Raw genomic sequence first — 19,377 nt, 5'->3', positions numbered from 1 at the left:
TTTATGCCGATCAATATCCTGATGCCCGCGCTTTCGCCGACCATGGAAGAGGGCAACCTCGCCAAGTGGAACGTGAAGGTTGGCGACAAGGTCAAGTCGGGCGATGTCATCGCCGAGATCGAGACCGACAAGGCGACGATGGAAGTCGAATCCATCGATGAAGGCACCGTTGGCCAGCTGCTGGTGCCGGAAGGCGCGCAGGGCGTGAAGGTCAATGCGCTGATCGCCGTTCTTCTGGCGGATGGCGAGGATGCGAGCGCCATCGGCGCCGCGCCTGCCGAGGCTGCGCCGGCACCGGAAGCGGCTCCGGCCGCCGCAGCGGCACCCGCCGCTTCGGCCCCGGCGGCTGCACCCGCACCGGCTGCCGTCGCGCCCGCGGCTGCACCTGCGCCGTCGGCTCCGGCGGCGGCTCCTGCCGCGTCGTCGGGCGAGCGCGTGTTCGCCTCGCCGCTGGCGCGCCGCATTGCCAAGGAAGCCGGCATCGATATTGCCAAGGTGGCTGGTTCCGGCCCGAATGGCCGTATCGTGCAGGCCGACGTCGAGGCCGCGAAGAAGGGTGGCGCCGCCAAGGCTGCACCGGCCCCTGCCGCTGCCACGCCGACTCCCGCAGCCGCTGCTCCCGCGCATGCCGGCCCGACCGACGCGCAGACGCTCAAGCTGTTCGCCGAAGGCTCCTATGAGCTCGTGCCGCATGACAACATGCGCAAGACGATCGCGCGCCGCCTGACCGAATCGAAGCAGAACGTTCCGCACTTCTACGTCACCGTCGATACCGATCTCGATGCGCTGCTGGCGCTTCGCGAGCAGATCAACGGCTCGGCGCCGAAGGATGCGGACGGCAAGCCCGCCTACAAGATCTCGGTCAACGACATGGTCATCAAGGCGATGGCGCTGGCGCTCAAGAAGGTTCCGGGGGCCAACGCTTCCTGGACCGATGGCGGCATGCTCGTCCACAAGGTCGTCGATGTCGGCGTCGCCGTCTCGATCCCCGGCGGACTGATCACGCCGGTCGTGCGCAACGCCGATGCCAAGTCGCTGTCCACCATCTCGAACGAGATGAAGGACCTCGCCAAGCGGGCGCGGGATCGCAAGCTGAAGCCGGAAGAATACCAGGGCGGGACGACCTCGGTCTCCAACCTCGGCATGTTCGGCGTCAAGGACTTCGCGGCGATCATCAACCCGCCCCATGCGACGATCCTGGCCGTTGGCGCGGGCATCCAGCAGCCGGTCGTGCGCGGCGGCGAGATCAAGATCGCGACGATCATGTCGGTGACGCTCTCGACCGATCACCGCGTCGTCGACGGCGCGCTGGGCGCCGAGCTTCTCCAGGCCTTCAAGGGCTATATCGAGAAGCCGATGGCGATGCTGGTGTAACCAGCACGCTCGTTCCGGCTCCCTCCTCCCCGTGGGGAGGGGGCCGCAAGACCTTCAACGCGCAGCGAGACGAACATGGCCGCACCCTACGACGTCATCATCATCGGCTCCGGCCCGGGCGGCTATGTCGCCGCGATCCGCGCCGCCCAGCTCGGCCTCAAGGTCGCCGTGGTCGAGAAGGCCCATCTCGGCGGCATCTGCCTGAACTGGGGCTGCATCCCCACCAAGGCGCTGCTGCGTTCGGCCGAGGTCTACCACTATATGGACCACGCCAAGGATTACGGTCTGTCGGTGGAGAAATTCAGCGCCGACATGGCCGCGATCACCAAGCGCTCGCGTGGTGTTGCGGCCCAGCTGAACCAGGGTGTCACCGGCCTGTTGAAGAAGAACAAGGTCGATGTGATCTGGGGCGTCGCCGAGATCGCAGCGCCCGGCAAGGTGGTCGTCAAGCCGGCGCCGGAAGAGGCCTATGGCAAGCCCAATCCTGCGCCGAAGAATGCGCTTGGCGCCGGCGACTACGAAGCGAAGAACATCATCATCGCGACCGGCGCCCGCCCGCGCGCGCTGCCCGGCATCGAGCCGGACAAGAAGCTGATCCTGACCTATTTCGAGGCCATGATCCCCGAGACGCTGCCGAAGACCCTGCTGGTCATGGGCTCCGGCGCGATCGGCATCGAGTTCGCCTCGTTCTATCGGACGATGGGCTCCGAGGTCACGGTCGTGGAAGTCCTGCCGCAGATCCTGCCCGTCGAGGACGAAGAGATCGCGGCGCATGCCCGCAAGCGCTTCGAGAAGCAGGGCATCAAGATCCTGACCGGCGCTAAGGTGACCAAGGTCGTCAAGGCGGACAATTCGGTCACGGCGACGATCGAGACGGCGGACGGCAAGTCCCAGGAAATCTCGGCCGAGAAGCTGATCTCGGCGGTTGGCGTCGTCGGCAATATCGAGGGCCTCGGGCTGGAGAAGCTCGGCGTCAAGACGGATCGCGGCTGCGTCGTCATCGATGGCGTCGGCAAGACCAATGTTCCCGGCATCTGGGCGATCGGCGATGTCGCCGGCCCGCCGATGCTGGCGCACAAGGCCGAACATGAGGGCGTCATCGCCGTCGAGGCGATCGCCGGCCTGCACCCGCATTTCATGGACAAGGCGAAGATCCCGGGCTGCACCTATTGCAACCCGCAGATCGCCTCGGTCGGCCTGACGGAGAAGAAAGCGAAGGAAGCCGGCTACGACGTGCGCGTCGGCAAGTTCCCCTTCATCGGCAACGGCAAGGCGATCGCGCTCGGCGAGCCCGAGGGCCTGGTCAAGACGGTGTTCGACAAGAAGACCGGCCAGTTGCTCGGCGCCCATCTCGTCGGTGCGGAAGTGACCGAACTGATCCAGGGCTTCGTCATCTCCATGAACCTGGAGACGACGGAGGAAGAGCTGATCAACACGGTCTTCCCGCATCCGACCCTGTCCGAGACGATGCATGAGAGCGTGCTCTCGGCCTACGGCCGCGCGATCCACATCTAGGGCGGACGTCGCGATGGACCCGCAACTCAAGGCGATCCTGATCTGGGTGGCCATCGGCCTGATCGCGGGCTGGCTTGCCAGCATCGTGGTCGGCGGCGGCGGATTGTTCCGCAACATCATCACGGGGCTGATCGGCGCCGTGGTGGGCGGGTTCCTGGTCCGCTACTTCAACGTGCCGATCGATTTCGGCTATGATTTCGTCAACCAGGTCGTCATCGCGGCGATCGGCGCCGTCATCGTCGTGTCGCTGGCGCGGGTAATCGCATAACGGCCATGCGCAACACAAAGCTGGTGTTGCGCAGGCTCTTCCACCATATGTGCTGAAACAGGAACGGGCAGGGCTCAACATGAACGGTGTCGGCATTTTCGCGACGATCCTCATCGGCATCCTTGCCGGCTGGATTGCCTCCCGCGTCATGGAGCGCCGCCACGGCCTTCTCATCAACCTGATCGTCGGCCTGATCGGCGCATGGATCGGCGCGGCGCTCGCCGCCGCCTTCAACGTCCATTTTGCCGGGTTCGTCGGCAGCCTGGTGGTGTCGACCGTCGGCGCGATCGTTCTGCTGTTCCTGCTCAGCCTCCTGCGCCGCCCGTAAGGCAAGATCGGAGTTTCCATGGTCGTCGTTCTCGATACGCGCCCCGGCAAGGACCTTCGGCCCCGGCACCCGGAAAAGGTGAACCGCCCCGAGACGCCGCTGCTGCGCAAGCCGGACTGGATCCGCGTGCGCGCGCCGGGCTCGCCCGTCTATCGCGAGACGCAGGAGATCGTGAAGAAGAACGGCCTCGTCACGGTTTGCGAGGAGGCCGGCTGCCCGAATATCGGCGAGTGCTGGTCGAAGAAGCACGCCACCTTCATGATCATGGGCGACACCTGCACCCGCGCCTGCGCCTTCTGCAACGTCCGCACCGGCATGCCGGAAGCACTGGACATGGCGGAGCCGGAAAAGGTCGCGGAAGCCGTCGCCAAGCTCGGTCTGCAGCACGTCGTCATCACCTCGGTCGATCGTGACGATCTGGCCGATGGCGGCGCCAGGCACTTTGCCGACGTCATTTACGCGATCCGTCGCGCCGCGCCCGGCACGACCATCGAGATCCTGACGCCGGATTTCCTGCGCAAGCCCGGTGCGCTCGAGGTCGTCGTCGAGGCTCGGCCCGACGTCTTCAACCACAATCTCGAGACGGTTCCCTCCAAGTACCTGAAGGTGCGCCCCGGCGCCCGCTACTTCCACTCGCTGCGCCTGCTGCAGCGGGTGAAGGAACTGGATCCCAACATGTTCACCAAGTCCGGCATCATGGTCGGACTTGGCGAGGAGCGGAACGAGATCCTGCAGCTGATGGACGATCTTCGCGTCGCCGAGGTCGACTTCATGACCATCGGCCAGTACCTGCAGCCGAGCCGCAAGCACCACCCGGTTCTGCGCTTCGTCACGCCGGAAGAGTTCAAGTCGTTCGAGACGATCGCCTATGCCAAGGGCTTCCTGATGGTTTCGTCCAGCCCGCTGACGCGCTCGTCGCATCACGCCGGCGAGGATTTCGATCGCCTGCGTTCGGCCCGCCAGGCCCAGCACCAGGGCTGATACGGACATGCCCAGTTTCACGACCGAGCGTCGCGTCGGCCATACGGCCGAGGAGATGTTCGCCCTGGTGTCGGACGTCGAGAAATATCCGCTCTTCGTACCGCTCTGCGAGCGGCTGGTCATTCGCGGCCGCAAGCCGGATGGCGATCGCGAAGTGCTGATCGCCGACATGACGGTCGCCTACAAGTTCATCCGCGAGACCTTCACCACCAAGGTCGTGCTCGACCGCAAGGCCGGCACCATCCGCGCCGAATATCTCGACGGCCCGTTCAAGCACCTCGACAATGTCTGGACGTTCCAGGCCGTCGATGGCGGCCACAGCACCGTGAATTTCGCGATCGACTACGAATTCCGCTCGCGCACGCTATCGGCGCTGATGGGCACGGTCTTCGACAAGGCGTTCCGCAAATTCGCCGACGCTTTCGAGAAGCGCGCCGATGCGGTCTATGGCGTGGCGGTGCTTCCGCCGGCTTAGCGCGAGCCGTTTTCCCTTCCGCTACTGCCTACCACTTGTGCGCGAGTTGACGTTTACGTCATTGACTTGGGCAGGGTTGTGCCGGAGAAGTTCTCCCGCATGTTTCCTCCTGCCTGAAAACAAATGCACCAGACATCTTCCGGCCGCTTTATCTCGGTGCTTGTCGCCGGAATTGTTTGTGGGTTTCTGTCGGTCGTGGTCACGATCGGCCATGGCAGCCTGTTATTTTCGGGTGACCTGCAGGGTCTGATGCCGGCCGCGCTCGGTCTGGCGCTTTTCTCCACGACCGTGATGACGATCTTCGCCGTACTTGGAGGCTCGAAGAGCGACATCATCCCGATCGCTCAGGAAATCCCGATCGTCGCCATGGTTTCGATCGTCTCGGCCGTGGCGGCGGCGATCGATCCCTCCCTTCCGGTCGAGGCGCGCGCGGCGACGATCTTCGCGGCCGTCGCGGTGACGACGATGGCCACCGCGCTCGTGACGCTCATTCTCGGCTATTGCCGGCTGGGTGGTCTGATCCGCTTCACGCCGTATCCCGTCATTGCCGGCTTCCTGACCGGCACCGGATGGCTGATTCTGCTGGGCGGCATCAGCGTCACCACCAACCAGACGCCGTCCTTCGCGTTGCTGCCGCAACTGCTGCATGCGCCCTTGATGCTGCAGGTCGGGCTGATGGTCGCGCTCGTCGCCGTGCTGTTCGCGACCGAGCGGATGTTCAAGACGCCGTTCGCCGTCCCCGCCGTCCTGCTCGCGGTTCTCGTCGCGTTCAATCTCGCTGTCTGGATCCAGGGGAATGGCTATGAGCCGTTCCGCGCGGGCGGCTGGCTGATCCGCATGCCGGAGGCGGGCAAGTTCTGGCCTCCCGTCGAGCTATCGGCCCTGACGTCGGTCGACTGGAGCGCGGTTGCCCGTGGCATGCTGACCTTGCCCATCGTGATCGTCATCACCATCGTCGCGCTCCTGATGAACACGACCGGGATCGAGCTGCATGCTGATCGGGACCTGGACCTCAACCAGGAGATGCGCTCCAACGGCCTGATGAACCTGCTGGTCGGCGCCGGCGGCGGCCTGCCAGGCTATTCCGCCGTGTCGCTGACGCTGATCATCCACCAGTTGCATGCGAACAGCCGCTGGGTCGGCGTCATCGTGGTGGCGATGACGATCTCCGCCCTGTTCCTGGGCAGCGTGTTGCTGGATGCCGTTCCCGCCATCCTGCTCGGTGCCGTCCTGGTCTGGGTCGGCGGCTCGCTGATGTATGACTGGCTGGTCCGCGCACGCCGCCGGCTCGATCCGTTCGAATATGGCGTGATCCTGCTGATCGCGCTTGTCATCGTGCTGGTCAGCTTCCCGATCGGCATCCTGGTCGGGCTGATAGCCGCGATCTTCCTGTTCGCCTTCCAGTATGGTCGGGTCGATATCGTCCGCCACGAGCTGACGGGCGCTGATTGGCACACGAGCGGCGACGTCTCCGGCGAGCGACACGAACTGCTGCGCCAGCACGGCGCGGGCATCGTGATCGTCCGCCTGCAGGGCTTCCTGTTCTTCGGCACGGCCGACCGCTTGCGCAAGCGGGTCCAGGATCGGATGGAAGGCGGAGGCCGCTTTCTGCTGATCGATTTCCAGCGTGTCTCGGGTATGGATTCCTCGGCGGTCCAGAGCTTCATCCGTCTCAGCCAGGTCGCGGCCAAGCGCGAATTCACCGTCATCCTGACGGGTCTCGCGGAGCGTCCGCGGCAGGCCCTGATCCGCAACGGCCTGAAGATCGGCGAGGGCAGTCCCGTCCGGATCGAGCCCGATCTGGAGCGGGGCCTGCGCTGGTGCGAGGATTCCCTGCTGTCGCAACTGGGTGCGGGGCTGGGGCCTGCCAATGGCTGGACCCTGCACAGCCTGCTGCAGGCTTTCCTGAAGCAGGAGACGCTGGCCAATACCGTCGCGTCCTATTGCCAGAGGCTGGATATCGCGCCGGGAGATCCTCTGATCGTCCAGGGCGGCGCATCGAGCGATATGTTCTTCATCGAATCCGGCACCGCGACTGTCGAGATGGCGGGAGGGGGCGGCACGCCGGTTGCCCTGGCAACCGTCGGCCCCGGCGACGCGGTCGGCGAGATCTCGTTCTACCTGCGCGAGCGTCGCTCGGCTTCGATCGTCGCACGCGAGGCCCTCGTCGTGTGGTGCTTCTCGCGTGATGATCTCGAGCGACTGGCCGCCGACCTGCCGGAGGCCGCCGTCGGCTTCCACACGGCCATGGCGGCGCTCTTATCCCGGCGGCTGGCGGTGACCAACCGGCTGGTCGGCTTCCTCGCCAACTAGGCGGCCGCTCAGGCCTCCACTGTCTCGCGCAGGAGCTTCAGCGCCTCAGCGACCGTGGCAAACCGTACGCCGGAGCGGTCGCGCCCTGCAAAGACATGCACCACGTGGCGCGCCGGCATGCCGCGCCGCATCACGCCGAAATGGACCATGCCGACCGGCTTCTCCGCCGAGCCGCCGGTCGGGCCGGCGACGCCGGTGACGGCGACGACAAGGTCCGCGCCCGACTTCGCCAGCGCGCCGGCCGCCATGGCGAGCGCGACCTCCTGGCTGACGGCGCCGACGCGCTCGATCAACGCCTTCGGGACGCCGAGCATGTCGGCCTTGGCCGCGTTCGAATAGGTGACGAAGCCGCGATCGACCACGGCGGACGAGCCGGAGATCTCGGTGAGCACACCGGCAATCAGCCCGCCGGTGCAGGATTCGGCGGTGGCGATCTTCAGGCCGCGCGCGGTGCAGAGTTCGATCAGCGCCTGGGCCTGGCTTTGCAGCGGCGTGAGGTCGGTCATGCGTCTTCCTCCGTGAAGGGCAGGCGGATCGTTGCCGTCGCGATCGCCGCGATGCCTTCGCCCCGCCCGACAAATCCCATCTTCTCGTTCGTCGTCGCCTTGACGCCGACCCGGCCGGGGCGGATGCCGGCAATCGTGGCGATCCGGGCACGCATGGCGTCGCGATGCGGTCCGATCCTGGGCTCCTCGGCGATGATGGCGAGGTCCAGATGGACGATGACGCCGCCGCGGGCGCGGACGCGCTCGACCGCGAAGGCCAGGAACCGGTCGGACGAGGCGCCGCGCCATTGCGGATCGGAGGGCGGGAAGTGATCGCCGATATCGCCGTCGGCCATCGCGCCAAGCACGGCATCGGTCAGCGCATGCAGCGCGACGTCGGCGTCGGAGTGGCCCGACAGCTTGCGGTCGTGCGGGATCTCGATGCCGCCCAGCCACACGCCGGTCCCCTCGGTGAAAGAATGCACGTCGTAGCCCGTGCCGACGCGGGTCTCGCCGAGTGTCAGGCTTTCTTCCATGCGCAGGCGCGTATCGGCCATCTCGATGTCCTCCGGCAGGGTCAGCTTGATGTTGGAGCGCTCGCCCAGCACGATCTGGACCGGGATGCCGGCCCATTCGGCGATGCCGGCGTCGTCCGTGAAGGGTTCCGGCGCATCCGCGGCGCGGCGATGCGCCTCGAGGATGGTGGCGAGGCGGAAGGCCTGCGGCGTCTCGGCGGCGAAGAGGTCTTCGCGTGGCACGGTATCGCCAACGATGCGCGCCGCATCGGCACGTTTCAGCGTATCGGTGACCGGCGAGGCGGCGAGCACGGCATCTGCCTCGGAAAGCGCATCGATGACACGGTCGATCAGGGCAGGGGACGCAAAGGGCCGGACGGCGTCATGGATCAGCACATGGGTGACGCCGCGTTCGGCCAGCGCCTCGAGCCCGCGCCGTACCGATTCCTGTCGCGTCGCGCCGCCCGTGACGAAGGGCAGCAGGCCGTCCTGGCCTTCCATTGCCGCTTGGTAAAGCGGCACATCGTCGGCGTGAATGACGACCAGGACGTCGTCGACGCGCGCATGTGACAAAAAGCGCGCCGCCGTCCGCCGCAGAATCGCCTGTCCCGCCAGTTTGCGATATTGCTTGGGCACCTCGCCGCCGGCGCGAATGCCGCGCCCGGCCGCCACGATCAGGGCTGCGACACGGGGAAGAGGCACGTTTTCGCTCATGCGACGGGGATCCTGGCTGTTCTCGGGAGGGGTCTGGTCCCGGCACGACTTGGTCCGCATGGATCGGAGATTCCACTTCGCAACGCAACAAGTCTCTTGCCGTCAGCCGATCCGTGACTAATATGTGGGCAACTGATCCTATGCCTATTCGGTAATCAATTGCCTGACGTGCCCAACCCAACTGCCCGCCTTGCCGAGCCTCTCCGCATTGGAGGCGTGACGATCTCCAACCGCGTTCTGCTCGCGCCGATGTCCGGTGTGTCCGATCGGCCGTTCCGGCGGGTCGCGGCGTCGTTCGGGGCCGGGCTGGTGATCTCCGAAATGGTCGCCAGTGAAGAACTGGCCAATGGCAATGCCGAAACCGCGATGCGCGCCGAGGCGACGGGCGACGGGCTGCATGTCGTGCAGCTTGCCGGTCGCGAGGCGCACTGGATGGCCGAGGGCGCGCGCGCCGCGGCCGATGCCGGCGCCGATATCATCGACATCAACATGGGCTGCCCGGCCAAGCGCGTGACGACGGGCTATTCCGGGTCGGCGCTGATGCGCGATCTCGATCACGCGCTGACGCTGGTCGAGGCGACGGTCGGCGCCAGTCCTGTGCCGGTCACGCTGAAGATGCGGCTTGGCTGGGATGACAGGACGATCAACGCGCCGGAACTCGCGCGCCGCGCGGAAAATGCCGGCGTGTCGATGATCACCGTGCATGGCCGCACGCGCTGCCAGTTCTACAAGGGCACCGCCGACTGGGCGGCGATTGCCGCCGTAAAGGCCGAGATCACGATCCCGCTGATTGCCAATGGCGACTGCCTGAGCCCCGAAAGCCTGGCGCCGATGCTGAACCAGTCGGGCGCCGATGGCGTCATGGTCGGGCGCGGCGCCTATGGGCGTCCGTGGCTGCCGGGCCATCTCGCGCGCTATGCGGCGACCGGCGTCATGCCCGAGCCGCCGCGCGGCGACGCGCTGATCGATCTGGTCGTCGGTCATTTCGAGGAGATGATCCAGCTCTACGGCCCGATTCTGGGCGTGCGCAATGCGCGCAAGCATCTGAGCTGGACGCTGGAGGCGCTCGGCTCGGATGTCATCGAGCCGTCGGCTCGCCTCGCCATCATGACGGAACATCAGCCGGAACGCGTGGTCTCGCTTCTGCGCAAGCATCTCGGCGAAGCCGAACTGAGGAGAGCCGCGTGAACAAGAACTTGGCGCCCATCGACGCCGGCATCGCGAACGCCAATGGATCGGCGTCGATCCTGCTCGACGCGCTCCCGCATCCGATCATCATGATCGACGGCGCGGGCCATGTCGCCGAAGCCAACAGCGCGGCGCAGGACTTCTTCCAGGCCTCGATCGCCGTGCTCCGCCGGCAGCCGATCGAGCATTTCGTACCGTTCGGCAGTCCGCTGCTGGCGCTGATCGAGCAGGTGCGCTCGCGCGGCGCCGCCGTCAACGAATACCGCGTCGATGTCGGGACGCCGCGCAATGGCAGCGACCGGATCGTCGACATCTACGCCTCGCCGGTGCCCGAGCGGCCCAATTCCGTCGTCGTCCTGCTGCAGGAAAAGACGATGGCCGAGAAGATCGACCGCCAGCTGACCCATCGCGGCGCGGCGCGTTCAGTCACGGGGCTCGCCGCCATGCTGGCGCATGAGATCAAGAACCCGCTTTCCGGCATTCGTGGCGCGGCGCAGCTGCTGGAAACCTCCGTCGATGACGACGACCGCGCGCTGACGCGGCTGATCTGCGACGAGACGGACCGGATCGTGAAGCTGGTCGACCGCATGGAGGTGTTCTCCGACGAACGGCCTGTCGAGCGCGCGCCGGTCAACATCCATGTCGTGCTGGAGCATGTGAAGCGGCTGGCGCAATCCGGCTTCGCCCGCAACATCCGGATCGTGGAGGAATATGACCCGTCGCTGCCGCCGGTCTATGCCAATCGCGACCAGCTCATTCAGGTGTTCCTGAACCTCGTCAAGAACGCGGCCGAGGCGATCGGCAATGACGATGACGGCGAGATCCTGCTTTCGACCGCCTTCAAGCCGGGTATCCGCCTTTCGGTGCCGGGCTCGACCAATCGCGTCACGCTGCCGCTGGAATTCTCGGTGCGCGACAATGGCCCGGGCGTGCCGGCCGACATGCTGCCGCATCTCTTCGACCCGTTCGTCACCACCAAGACCAACGGCACCGGCCTCGGGCTCGCGCTCGTGGCCAAGATCATCGGGGATCATGGCGGCGTGATCGAATGTGACTCCCAGCAGAACCGCACCACCTTCCGGGTTTTGATGCCGGCTTTCCCGGGCGCGATGCCCGCAGACAAGGATGATTGATATGGCGAGCGGCACCATCCTCGTGGCCGATGACGATGCGGCGATCCGCACGGTTCTCAATCAGGCCCTGTCGCGCGCTGGCTATGAAGTCCGGCTCACCTCCAACGCCGCGACGCTCTGGCGCTGGGTCAGTCAGGGCGAGGGCGACCTGGTCATCACCGATGTGGTGATGCCGGACGAAAACGCGTTCGACCTGCTGCCGCGCGTGAAGCGCGCGCGGCCGGAGCTGCCCGTGATCGTCATGAGCGCGCAGAACACCTTCATGACGGCGATCCGCGCCTCGGAACGAGGCGCCTACGAATATCTGCCGAAGCCGTTCGACCTCAAGGAACTGATCTCGATCGTCGGCCGCGCACTGGCCGAGCCGAAGCTGCGCAGCAAGGATGCGCGGATCGATGATGGCAGCGAGAACATTCCGCTGGTCGGCCGTTCGCCCGCCATGCAGGACATCTACCGGGTGCTCGCGCGGCTGATGCAGACCGACCTGACGGTGATGATCGCCGGCGAATCCGGCACCGGCAAGGAACTGGTCGCTCGCGCCCTGCATGATTACGGCAAACGGCGCACCGGTCCGTTCGTCGCCATCAACATGGCCGCCATCCCGCGCGACCTGATCGAGAGCGAATTGTTCGGTCACGAGAAGGGCGCCTTCACCGGCGCGCAGGCCCGCTCGGCCGGCCGCTTCGAACAGGCCGAGGGTGGCACGCTGTTCCTCGACGAAATCGGCGACATGCCGATGGAGGCGCAAACCCGGCTTCTCCGCGTGCTGCAGCAGGGCGAATACACGACCGTCGGCGGGCGCACGCCGATCAAGACCGATGTCCGCATCGTCGCCGCCACCAACAAGGACCTGCGGATCCTGATCAACCAGGGCCTGTTCCGCGAGGACCTGTTCTTCCGCCTGAACGTCGTGCCGATCCGCCTGCCGGCGTTGCGCGAGCGTTCCGAGGATATTCCCGACCTGGTCCGGCACTTCTTCGCGCTCGTCGAGAAGGAGGGCCTGCCGCACAAGCAGATCGAGACGGCGGCGGTCGAGCGGCTGAAGCGCTATCGCTGGCCGGGCAATGTCCGCGAACTGGAGAACCTGATCCGCCGCCTGGCCGCGCTCTATCCCCAGGACACCATCACCGAGAACATCATCGACGCGGAACTGGACCAGCCGGCAGCAGCGCTCGCCACCAATGGTTCGGAGATGGAAGACACGCTGATGAGTTCGGTCGAGCGCCATCTGTCGACCTATTTCCACGGTTTTGGCGATGGCCTGCCGCCGCCGGGCCTTTATCACCGCATTTTGCGCGACGTCGAATATCCGCTGATCAGCACGGCCCTGGCGGCGACGCGGGGCAACCAGATCAAGGCGGCCGAGCTTCTCGGCGTCAATCGCAACACGCTGCGAAAGAAGATCCGCGATCTCGATGTCCAGGTGATCCGCAACTCGCGTTGAAAACGGGCGTGGCGGGCACCCTGTTGCCCGCTCGCCACATTGCTGTTGCAATTCGGTCCCACGGTCCGGCCCATGAAGGGCTCAGACTGCTGTTTTAGAATCGGATCGGCATATCGACTCGAAGGAAGCGCGACGTGATCGCGACCCTCGAACCGGCTGCGCCTGTTTCCCAGGATTTCGAACGCCGCAGGCGGCGGATCACCGTGCGTGCCGCCGGCTACATCACCGTCATACTTGCGTTGACCTGCGCCTGCTTCAGCTTCTTCCTGCTGATGGGCCTGACGCCGATCCAGCCGACCGAGCAGGTCGTGTTCTGGGCACTTGCCGTCAATGGCGTGCTGACCGGCCTGCTGGTCATCGAACTATGCCTCGAAGTCGCGCTCCTCATCCGCGCCCGGCGGCGGGGGCGCGCCGCGGCGCGGCTACATATCCGCATCGTCGGCCTGTTCAGCATCGTGGCGGTCGTGCCGGCGATCCTGATCGCCGTCGTCGCCTCGATCACGCTCAATCGCGGGCTCGATCACTGGTTCTCCGAGCGCACGCGCGCCATCGTCGAGACCTCGCTGTCGATCGCCCAGGCCTATGCGGAGGAGCATGCCCGCACGCTCAAGGTCGACATTCTCGGGCTGAAGTCGGATTTCGAGCGGGCGCAGACCCTGCTGGAACAGAATCCCGATCGGTTCCAGGCCTTCATGAACTCCATGGCGGCGCTTCGCGGCATTCCCGGCGTCTTCCTGGTCAAGCCCGACGGTTCGCTGATCGCCCAGGCGAATTTCCAGTTTTCGACGGGCTACCTGCCGCCGCCGGCCGATGCGCTGGCCCGCGCCGCCAAGTCCGGCTCCGAACCGATCCTGATCGCGCCTGGCGCGACGAACGTCGTCGGCGCCATAGCCCGCCTCACGAACTACACGGACGTCTTCCTCTACATCACGCGCGAGATCGACCCGAAGGTCATCCGCTACATCGCCGAGACGACGGCGAGCGTCAACGAGTACAAGAACCTCGAAGCGACCCGCTGGGGCGTGCAGATTGCTTTCGGGCTGCTCTATCTCGGCCTGGCGCTCGTCGTCCTGCTTTCGGCGGTGTGGCTCGGCATCGGTTTCGCCAACCGGCTGGTTTCGCCGATCCGCCGCCTGATCGATGCGGCCGATGAAATTGGCCGCGGCAATCTCGAGGTGCATGTGCCTTTCCGCAGCGCCGATGGCGATCTGGGCGCGCTCGGGCAGACGTTCAACACGATGACGACCGAGCTGCGCAACCAGCGGCACGAGCTCGTCGCCGCCAGCGAGCAGATCGACAGCCGCCGCCGCTTCACGGAAGCCGTTCTGGCCGGCGTCAGCGCCGGCGTCGTCGGCACCGACGCCCGGGGCCTCGTCACCATCGCCAACCGTGGCGCGATGCGTCTCCTCGGCCTGAATGACAGCGTGCCCATTGGCCAGTCCGTGACCGAGGTCGTGCCGGAACTCAAGAATGTGGTCGAGGCGTCGCTGAACGAGCCGCACCGCGCGGAACACCGCGACCAGGTTTCCGTGGTTCGCGACGGCCGCGAGCGCACCATCAATGTGCGCGTGACGACCGAGGAATCCGATACGACCGAGCATGGCTATGTCATCACGCTCGATGACATCACGGATCTCGTCTCCGCCCAGCGCAGCGCCGCCTGGGCCGACATCGCGCGCCGTATCGCGCATGAGATCAAGAATCCGCTGACGCCGATCCAGCTTTCGGCCGAGCGCCTCAAGCGCCGCTTCGGCAAGCACATCGTCGAAGGCCGCGAGATCTTCGACCAGTGCACCGAGACGATCATTCGCCAGGTCGGCGATATCGGCCGCATGGTGGACGAGTTCTCGTCCTTCGCACGGATGCCGAAGCCGACCTTCGAGGAGCGCAATCTGGGCGAAGCCGCGCGCGAGGCGGTTTTCCTGATGGAAGTCAGCCATCCCGAGATCACCTTCGAGATGCAGCTTCCCGAGGAGCCCTTGGTTGGCCGCTTCGACCCGCGCCTGATCTCGCAGGCCTTCACCAATCTGGTGAAGAACGCGACCGAGGCGATCGAGGCGCTGCCGCCGGAAGAGGCGGCCGGTGCTAGGATCACGGTGCGCGGCCGCGTCGAGGGTGACTTCAACGTCGTCGAATTCATCGACACCGGCATCGGCCTGCCGCATGAAAACCGGCATCGCCTGCTGGAGCCGTACATGACGACGCGCGAGAAGGGCACCGGCCTCGGCCTCGCGATCGTCAGCAAGATTATCGAGGAACATGGCGGGCAGCTCGATCTGCTCGATTCGCCCGCCGTCGCCACAGGGGGGCGCGGGGCCATGGTGCGGATCACGCTGCCAAGGCCCCAACACGACGGCAGCGATGGCAGCGCTGCCGTAGACCGCACGACCAATCCCGTAGACGCCTGACGAAGATAGAGATCATGCCGTCCGATATTCTGATCATCGATGATGAAGCTGACATCCGCGGGCTCGTTGCCGGAATCCTCGAAGACGAGGGCCATGGCACCCGTACCGCAGGCGATACCGACACCGCCCTGGCCGAAATCGAGAAGCGGCGTCCAACGCTGATCTTCCTCGACATCTGGCTGACCGGCAGCCGGATCGATGGCCTGACGTTGCTCGACATCATCAAGGGTCAGCATCCCGACCTGCCGGTGGTGATGATCTCCGGCCATGGCAACATCGAAACCGCCGTGTCCGCCATTCGCCGCGGCGCCTACGACTATATCGAGAAGCCGTTCAAGGCCGACCGCCTGCTGATGATCGCCGAGCGCGCGCTGGAGGCCTCCAAGCTTCGCCGTGAAGTGCGCGATCTGCGCGAGCGGGCCGGCGACACCGGTCGCCTGGTCGGCTCCTCGATCGCGATGAGCCATCTCAAGCAGACGATCGAGCGCGTCGCGCCGACCAACAGCCGGATCATGATCTCGGGCCCGTCCGGCTCGGGCAAGGAACTGGTTGCCCGCGCAATCCATGAATCGTCGCTGCGCATGGACGGCCCCTTCGTCGTCCTCAACGCCGCCGCGATCACGCCCGACCGCATGGAACATGAGCTGTTCGGCACCGAGAACGGTACCGGCTCGGCGCGCAATGTCGGCGCGCTGGAGGAGGCCCATGGCGGCACGCTCTATCTCGACGAGATCGCCGACATGCCGCGCGAGACGCAGGGCAAGATCCTGCGCGTGCTGATCGACCAGAGCTTCCAGCGCGTCAACGGCACCACCAAGGTCAATGTCGACGTGCGCATCATCTCGTCGACCGCGCGGGACCTCGAGCATGAGATCGCCGAAGGGAGCTTTCGCGAGGATCTGTTCCACCGTCTTTCGGTGGTGCCGCTGCGCGTTCCCGCTCTGGCGGAGCGGCGTGACGATGTGCCGGAACTTGTCAGTCACTTCATCGAACAGATTTCACGCTCCACCGGCCTGCCGATCCGCACGGTCGGCTCCGATGCGCTCGCCGTGCTCCAGGCGCATGACTGGCCCGGAAACATCCGCCAGCTTCGCAACAATGTCGAACGCCTGCTGATCCTGGCGCGCGGCGACGAGAGCCAGGCGATTTCGGCCGACATGCTGCCGCCGGAGATCGGCGAGATGCTGCCGACCACGCCCAATCGCGGCGGCGAGCATCTAATGTCGCTGCCGCTGCGCGACGCGCGCGAGATCTTCGAGCGCGAATATCTGACGGCGCAGGTCAACCGCTTCGGCGGCAACATCTCCCGCACGGCCGAGTTTGTCGGCATGGAGCGGTCGGCGCTGCATCGGAAGTTGAAATCGCTTGGCGTCGGTTGACGCTGCGGGCGTCGCATTGTCCCATGCGGCGTCTTTCCAGCCCTTGAACGACGTCTGATTCGAAAGCCTTGCAGGAATTCCATGTCGCGCTTCGCCTATGTGAACGGTCTCTATCTCCGCCACCCGGAGGCGGTCGTTCATGTGGAGGATCGCGGCTATCAGTTTGCCGATGGCGTCTATGAAGTCTGCGAGATTCGCGACGGAAGGCTGATCGACGAAGCCCTCCACATGGCGCGGCTGGAACGCTCGCTGAAGGAACTGCGCATCGCGCAGCCGATGAGCCTTGTCGCGCTTGGCGTCGTGCTGCGTGAGGTCGTGCGGCGCAACCGCGTGCAGGACGGACTTGTCTATCTGCAGATCACGCGCGGGGTAGCGCCACGCAACCATGCTTTCCCCGCCGAGGGGACGCCGCCGTCGATCGTCGTGACGGCGAAATCGAGCCCCCGCAGCGCCGGCGATCTGCGCGCGGAAAAGGGCGTCAGCGTCATCACGGTGCCGGAGAACCGGTGGGACCGGGTCGACATCAAGACGACCTCGCTGTTGCCCAACGTCCTGGCCAAGCAGGCGGCGAAGGAAGCCGGCGCTTACGAGGCCTGGTTCGTGGATGCCGACGGCAAGGTGACCGAAGGATCCTCGACCAATGCGTGGATCGTGACGATGGATGGCGGAATCGTCACCCGTCCGGCGGAAAGCGGCATCCTGCGCGGAATCACGCGCACCGTGCTGTTCGAGGTCGCCAAGGCGGCGGGGCTGCGGATCGAGGAGCGCGCCTTCAGTCTCGATGAGGCGAAGGCGGCGCGGGAGGCCTTCATCAGTGCCGCGACGGCGATCGTGACGCCGGTTGTCGAGATCGACGGGCAGCCGGTCGGAAACGGCTCGCCGGGCACGGTAGCGACGGAATTGCGCCGTCGTTTCCACGAGTTCGCGGCCCAGGCGCCCGCCCGTTCGCGGGGTGGGTAGCGGCCCCGCAATCCGCACAGGTTTGGAGAGGGACGGAATTTCTTGGATGACGCGAAGCGATTATCCGGGCAGAGTGACGGCAAGGCTGGGAGGACATCCGGCCATCGGGACCACGGTCCCCAACAAGGTCAAGCGTGAGAGATAAGAATGGCAGAACGCGCACAAAATCTTCAGGACACGTTTCTCAACCATGTCCGGAAGAGCAAGATCCCCCTTACGATTTTTCTGGTGAATGGCGTCAAGTTGCAGGGCATCGTCACCTGGTTCGATAATTTCTGCGTGCTGTTGCGCCGGGATGGCCATTCCCAGCTCGTCTACAAGCATGCCATCTCCACCATCATGCCGGGCGCACCCGTCCAGCTCTTCGAGCCGGGCGAAGAGGGCGAGCGGCCGGGAGCCTGATTGACCGAAAATTCTGATCTGCCGGAAGGCGCCGAAGGGCCCGAGGCAACCGATTCTCACATCGAAACAAAGCGCGTGCCCGAACGCGCCCTCGTGCTCGTGCCGGTTCGTCCGGCGCGGACGCGACGGCGTGTCGAAGGCGATCCTCGCGGCGCAGTCCGCAGCACGGCAGCCCGTGTCGAGGAGGCGATCGGTCTGGCGCGCGCCATCGAGCTCGATGTTGTCGAAGGCATTCCCGTGCCTTTGCCGATGTTCAAGCCGGCGACGCTGTTCGGCTCCGGCAAGGTTCTTGAGATCGCGGAGCGTGTGAAGGCCGATCATGTCGGCCTCGTGATCGTCGATCACGCGCTGACACCGGTGCAGCAGCAGAATCTGGAAGAAGCCTGGGGCACCAAGGTTATCGACCGAACCGGATTGATCCTCGAGATCTTCGGCGAGCGGGCGCAGACCAAGGAAGGCACGCTGCAGGTCGAACTGGCGCATCTGAACTATCAGAAGAGCCGGCTGGTCCGCAGCTGGACCCACCTTGAACGCCAGCGCGGCGGCTTCGGCTTCCTCGGCGGCCCCGGCGAAACCCAGATCGAGGCGGACAAGCGCGCGCTGCAGGAGCGCATCTCGCGCATCGAGCACGAGCTCGAAACCGTCGTCCGGACGCGGCGCCTGCAGCGGGAGAACCGCCGCAAGATCCCGCATCCGATCGTGGCGCTCGTCGGCTACACCAATGCCGGCAAGTCGACGCTGTTCAACACGCTGACCCAGTCCGACATCTTCGCCAAGGACCTGCTGTTCGCGACCCTCGACCCGACCTTGCGCCGGCTCAAGCTGCCGCACGGCACCGAGGCGATCCTGTCGGATACGGTGGGCTTCATCTCCGACCTGCCGACCCATCTGGTCGCCGCTTTCCGGGCAACCCTGGAAGAGGTGATCGAGGCGACGCTCATCCTGCATGTGCGCGACATCGCGCATGAGGACAGCGAGGCGCAGGCGCAGGACGTCATGACCGTGCTCGAGCAATTGGGCGTCGAGGTGGGCAAGACGGATCGCCTGATCGAGGTCTGGAACAAGATCGACCTGATGCCGCCCGATGCGCGCCCGGCGGGCCGGATCCATAGCGAAAAGGGCAAGCCGGCGATCGTGCCGATCTCGGCCTTGACCGGGGAGGGCGTCGACACCCTGCTCGATCTCGTCGAACAGCGGCTGAACGAGGACCGGCCGGTCTTCACGCTTTCGCTGCATGGCGACGCGCTGGCCCGGCTGCACCGCCTCTATGATCTCGGCGAAGTGCTGTCGCGAGACGATCAGGAAGACGGCACCACGGTCGCGCGGATCCGCGTGCCCGAGAAGAACGAGCCCATCTTCCATCGGGAGTTTCCCGGCGCGCGTCTGCTGGTCGCTACCGAAAAGGCCAAGCCGGAAGCCGACGCCCAGCCCTGGGATCCCATCAAGAAGACCTGATGTTCCGCGCCCGAAGCGGCGCGGAACATCCACCCGTCGG

General features: G+C 65.7%; 17 protein-coding genes. 15 read left to right on the top strand and 2 right to left on the bottom strand.

Going from position 1 to position 19,377, the window contains the following annotated elements:
• The first annotated feature begins 3 nt into the window (after positions 1 to 3).
• The 7 genes from OSH10_RS14005 to OSH10_RS13975 all read left to right on the top strand — a co-directional run bounded on the left by OSH10_RS14005 (position 4) and on the right by OSH10_RS13975 (position 7,254).
• The gene (locus OSH10_RS14005; RefSeq protein ID WP_266332438.1) at positions 4 to 1,374 is read left to right on the top strand and encodes a pyruvate dehydrogenase complex dihydrolipoamide acetyltransferase; all 1,371 of its coding nucleotides are present in this window, start codon (positions 4 to 6) and stop codon (positions 1,372 to 1,374) included.
• A gap of 75 nt (positions 1,375 to 1,449) precedes the next feature.
• A complete protein-coding gene (lpdA, locus tag OSH10_RS14000) occupies positions 1,450 to 2,889 on the top strand; it encodes a dihydrolipoyl dehydrogenase (RefSeq protein ID WP_266332437.1) in 1,440 nt (479 codons plus the stop codon).
• Between the two features lie 13 nt (positions 2,890 to 2,902).
• Complete coding sequence (locus OSH10_RS13995; protein ID WP_266332436.1) at positions 2,903 to 3,157, top strand: GlsB/YeaQ/YmgE family stress response membrane protein; 255 nt, start codon at positions 2,903 to 2,905, stop codon at positions 3,155 to 3,157.
• 79 nt (positions 3,158 to 3,236) lie between these two features.
• Complete coding sequence (locus OSH10_RS13990) at positions 3,237 to 3,485, top strand: GlsB/YeaQ/YmgE family stress response membrane protein (protein ID WP_266332434.1); 249 nt, start codon at positions 3,237 to 3,239, stop codon at positions 3,483 to 3,485.
• 18 nt (positions 3,486 to 3,503) lie between these two features.
• Positions 3,504 to 4,466 (top strand): lipoyl synthase, encoded by a 963-nt coding sequence (gene lipA / locus OSH10_RS13985; RefSeq protein WP_266332433.1) that lies wholly within the window; start codon positions 3,504 to 3,506, stop codon positions 4,464 to 4,466.
• Between the two features lie 7 nt (positions 4,467 to 4,473).
• The gene (locus OSH10_RS13980; protein ID WP_266332432.1) at positions 4,474 to 4,941 is read left to right on the top strand and encodes a type II toxin-antitoxin system RatA family toxin; all 468 of its coding nucleotides are present in this window, start codon (positions 4,474 to 4,476) and stop codon (positions 4,939 to 4,941) included.
• A 123-nt stretch (positions 4,942 to 5,064) separates the two neighbouring features.
• A complete protein-coding gene (locus OSH10_RS13975) occupies positions 5,065 to 7,254 on the top strand; it encodes an SLC26A/SulP transporter family protein (RefSeq protein WP_266332431.1) in 2,190 nt (729 codons plus the stop codon).
• 8 nt (positions 7,255 to 7,262) lie between these two features.
• Here OSH10_RS13975 and OSH10_RS13970 read toward each other — a convergent pair whose 3' ends face one another.
• Complete coding sequence (locus OSH10_RS13970; RefSeq protein ID WP_266332430.1) at positions 7,263 to 7,760, bottom strand: CinA family protein; 498 nt, start codon at positions 7,758 to 7,760, stop codon at positions 7,263 to 7,265.
• Positions 7,757 to 8,968, bottom strand: coding sequence for a bifunctional 2-C-methyl-D-erythritol 4-phosphate cytidylyltransferase/2-C-methyl-D-erythritol 2,4-cyclodiphosphate synthase (locus OSH10_RS13965; RefSeq protein ID WP_266332429.1), 1,212 nt, complete (start codon positions 8,966 to 8,968; stop codon positions 7,757 to 7,759). Before OSH10_RS13965 ends, OSH10_RS13970 begins: the two co-directional genes overlap by 4 nt.
• A 135-nt stretch (positions 8,969 to 9,103) precedes the next feature.
• Here OSH10_RS13965 and dusB point away from each other — a divergent pair, with 135 nt between their 5' ends.
• The 8 genes from dusB (at position 9,104) to hflX (ending at position 19,337) form a co-directional block, all read left to right on the top strand.
• A complete protein-coding gene (gene dusB / locus OSH10_RS13960) occupies positions 9,104 to 10,156 on the top strand; it encodes a tRNA dihydrouridine synthase DusB (RefSeq protein WP_407660720.1) in 1,053 nt (350 codons plus the stop codon).
• An 8-nt stretch (positions 10,157 to 10,164) separates the two neighbouring features.
• Entirely contained in the window at positions 10,165 to 11,289 is a 1,125-nt protein-coding gene (locus OSH10_RS13955; protein ID WP_266332867.1) for a two-component system sensor histidine kinase NtrB, read from the top strand.
• Between the two features lies 1 nt (position 11,290).
• Complete coding sequence (gene ntrC, locus OSH10_RS13950; RefSeq protein ID WP_266332426.1) at positions 11,291 to 12,733, top strand: nitrogen regulation protein NR(I); 1,443 nt, start codon at positions 11,291 to 11,293, stop codon at positions 12,731 to 12,733.
• A gap of 134 nt (positions 12,734 to 12,867) precedes the next feature.
• Positions 12,868 to 15,141: a sensor histidine kinase NtrY-like gene (locus OSH10_RS13945; protein WP_266332425.1), complete on the top strand. Its 2,274-nt coding sequence runs from the start codon at positions 12,868 to 12,870 to the stop codon at positions 15,139 to 15,141.
• Positions 15,142 to 15,155: 14 nt separating this feature from the next.
• Positions 15,156 to 16,520 carry a nitrogen assimilation response regulator NtrX gene (gene ntrX, locus OSH10_RS13940; protein ID WP_266332422.1) on the top strand — a complete coding sequence of 455 codons (1,365 nt, stop codon included), beginning with the start codon at positions 15,156 to 15,158 and terminating at the stop codon, positions 16,518 to 16,520.
• An 81-nt stretch (positions 16,521 to 16,601) separates the two neighbouring features.
• The gene (locus OSH10_RS13935; protein WP_266332421.1) at positions 16,602 to 17,480 is read left to right on the top strand and encodes a D-amino-acid transaminase; all 879 of its coding nucleotides are present in this window, start codon (positions 16,602 to 16,604) and stop codon (positions 17,478 to 17,480) included.
• A gap of 147 nt (positions 17,481 to 17,627) precedes the next feature.
• Entirely contained in the window at positions 17,628 to 17,882 is a 255-nt protein-coding gene (hfq, locus tag OSH10_RS13930) for an RNA chaperone Hfq (RefSeq protein ID WP_018181607.1), read from the top strand.
• The gene (gene hflX, locus OSH10_RS13925) at positions 17,883 to 19,337 is read left to right on the top strand and encodes a GTPase HflX (RefSeq protein ID WP_407660715.1); all 1,455 of its coding nucleotides are present in this window, start codon (positions 17,883 to 17,885) and stop codon (positions 19,335 to 19,337) included.
• Positions 19,338 to 19,377: the final 40 nt, after the last annotated feature.

The organism is Kaistia defluvii (assembly GCF_026343955.1).
Classification (GTDB): domain Bacteria; phylum Pseudomonadota; class Alphaproteobacteria; order Rhizobiales; family Kaistiaceae; genus Kaistia; species Kaistia defluvii.
This window is presented reverse-complemented; position numbering and strand designations above follow the sequence as displayed.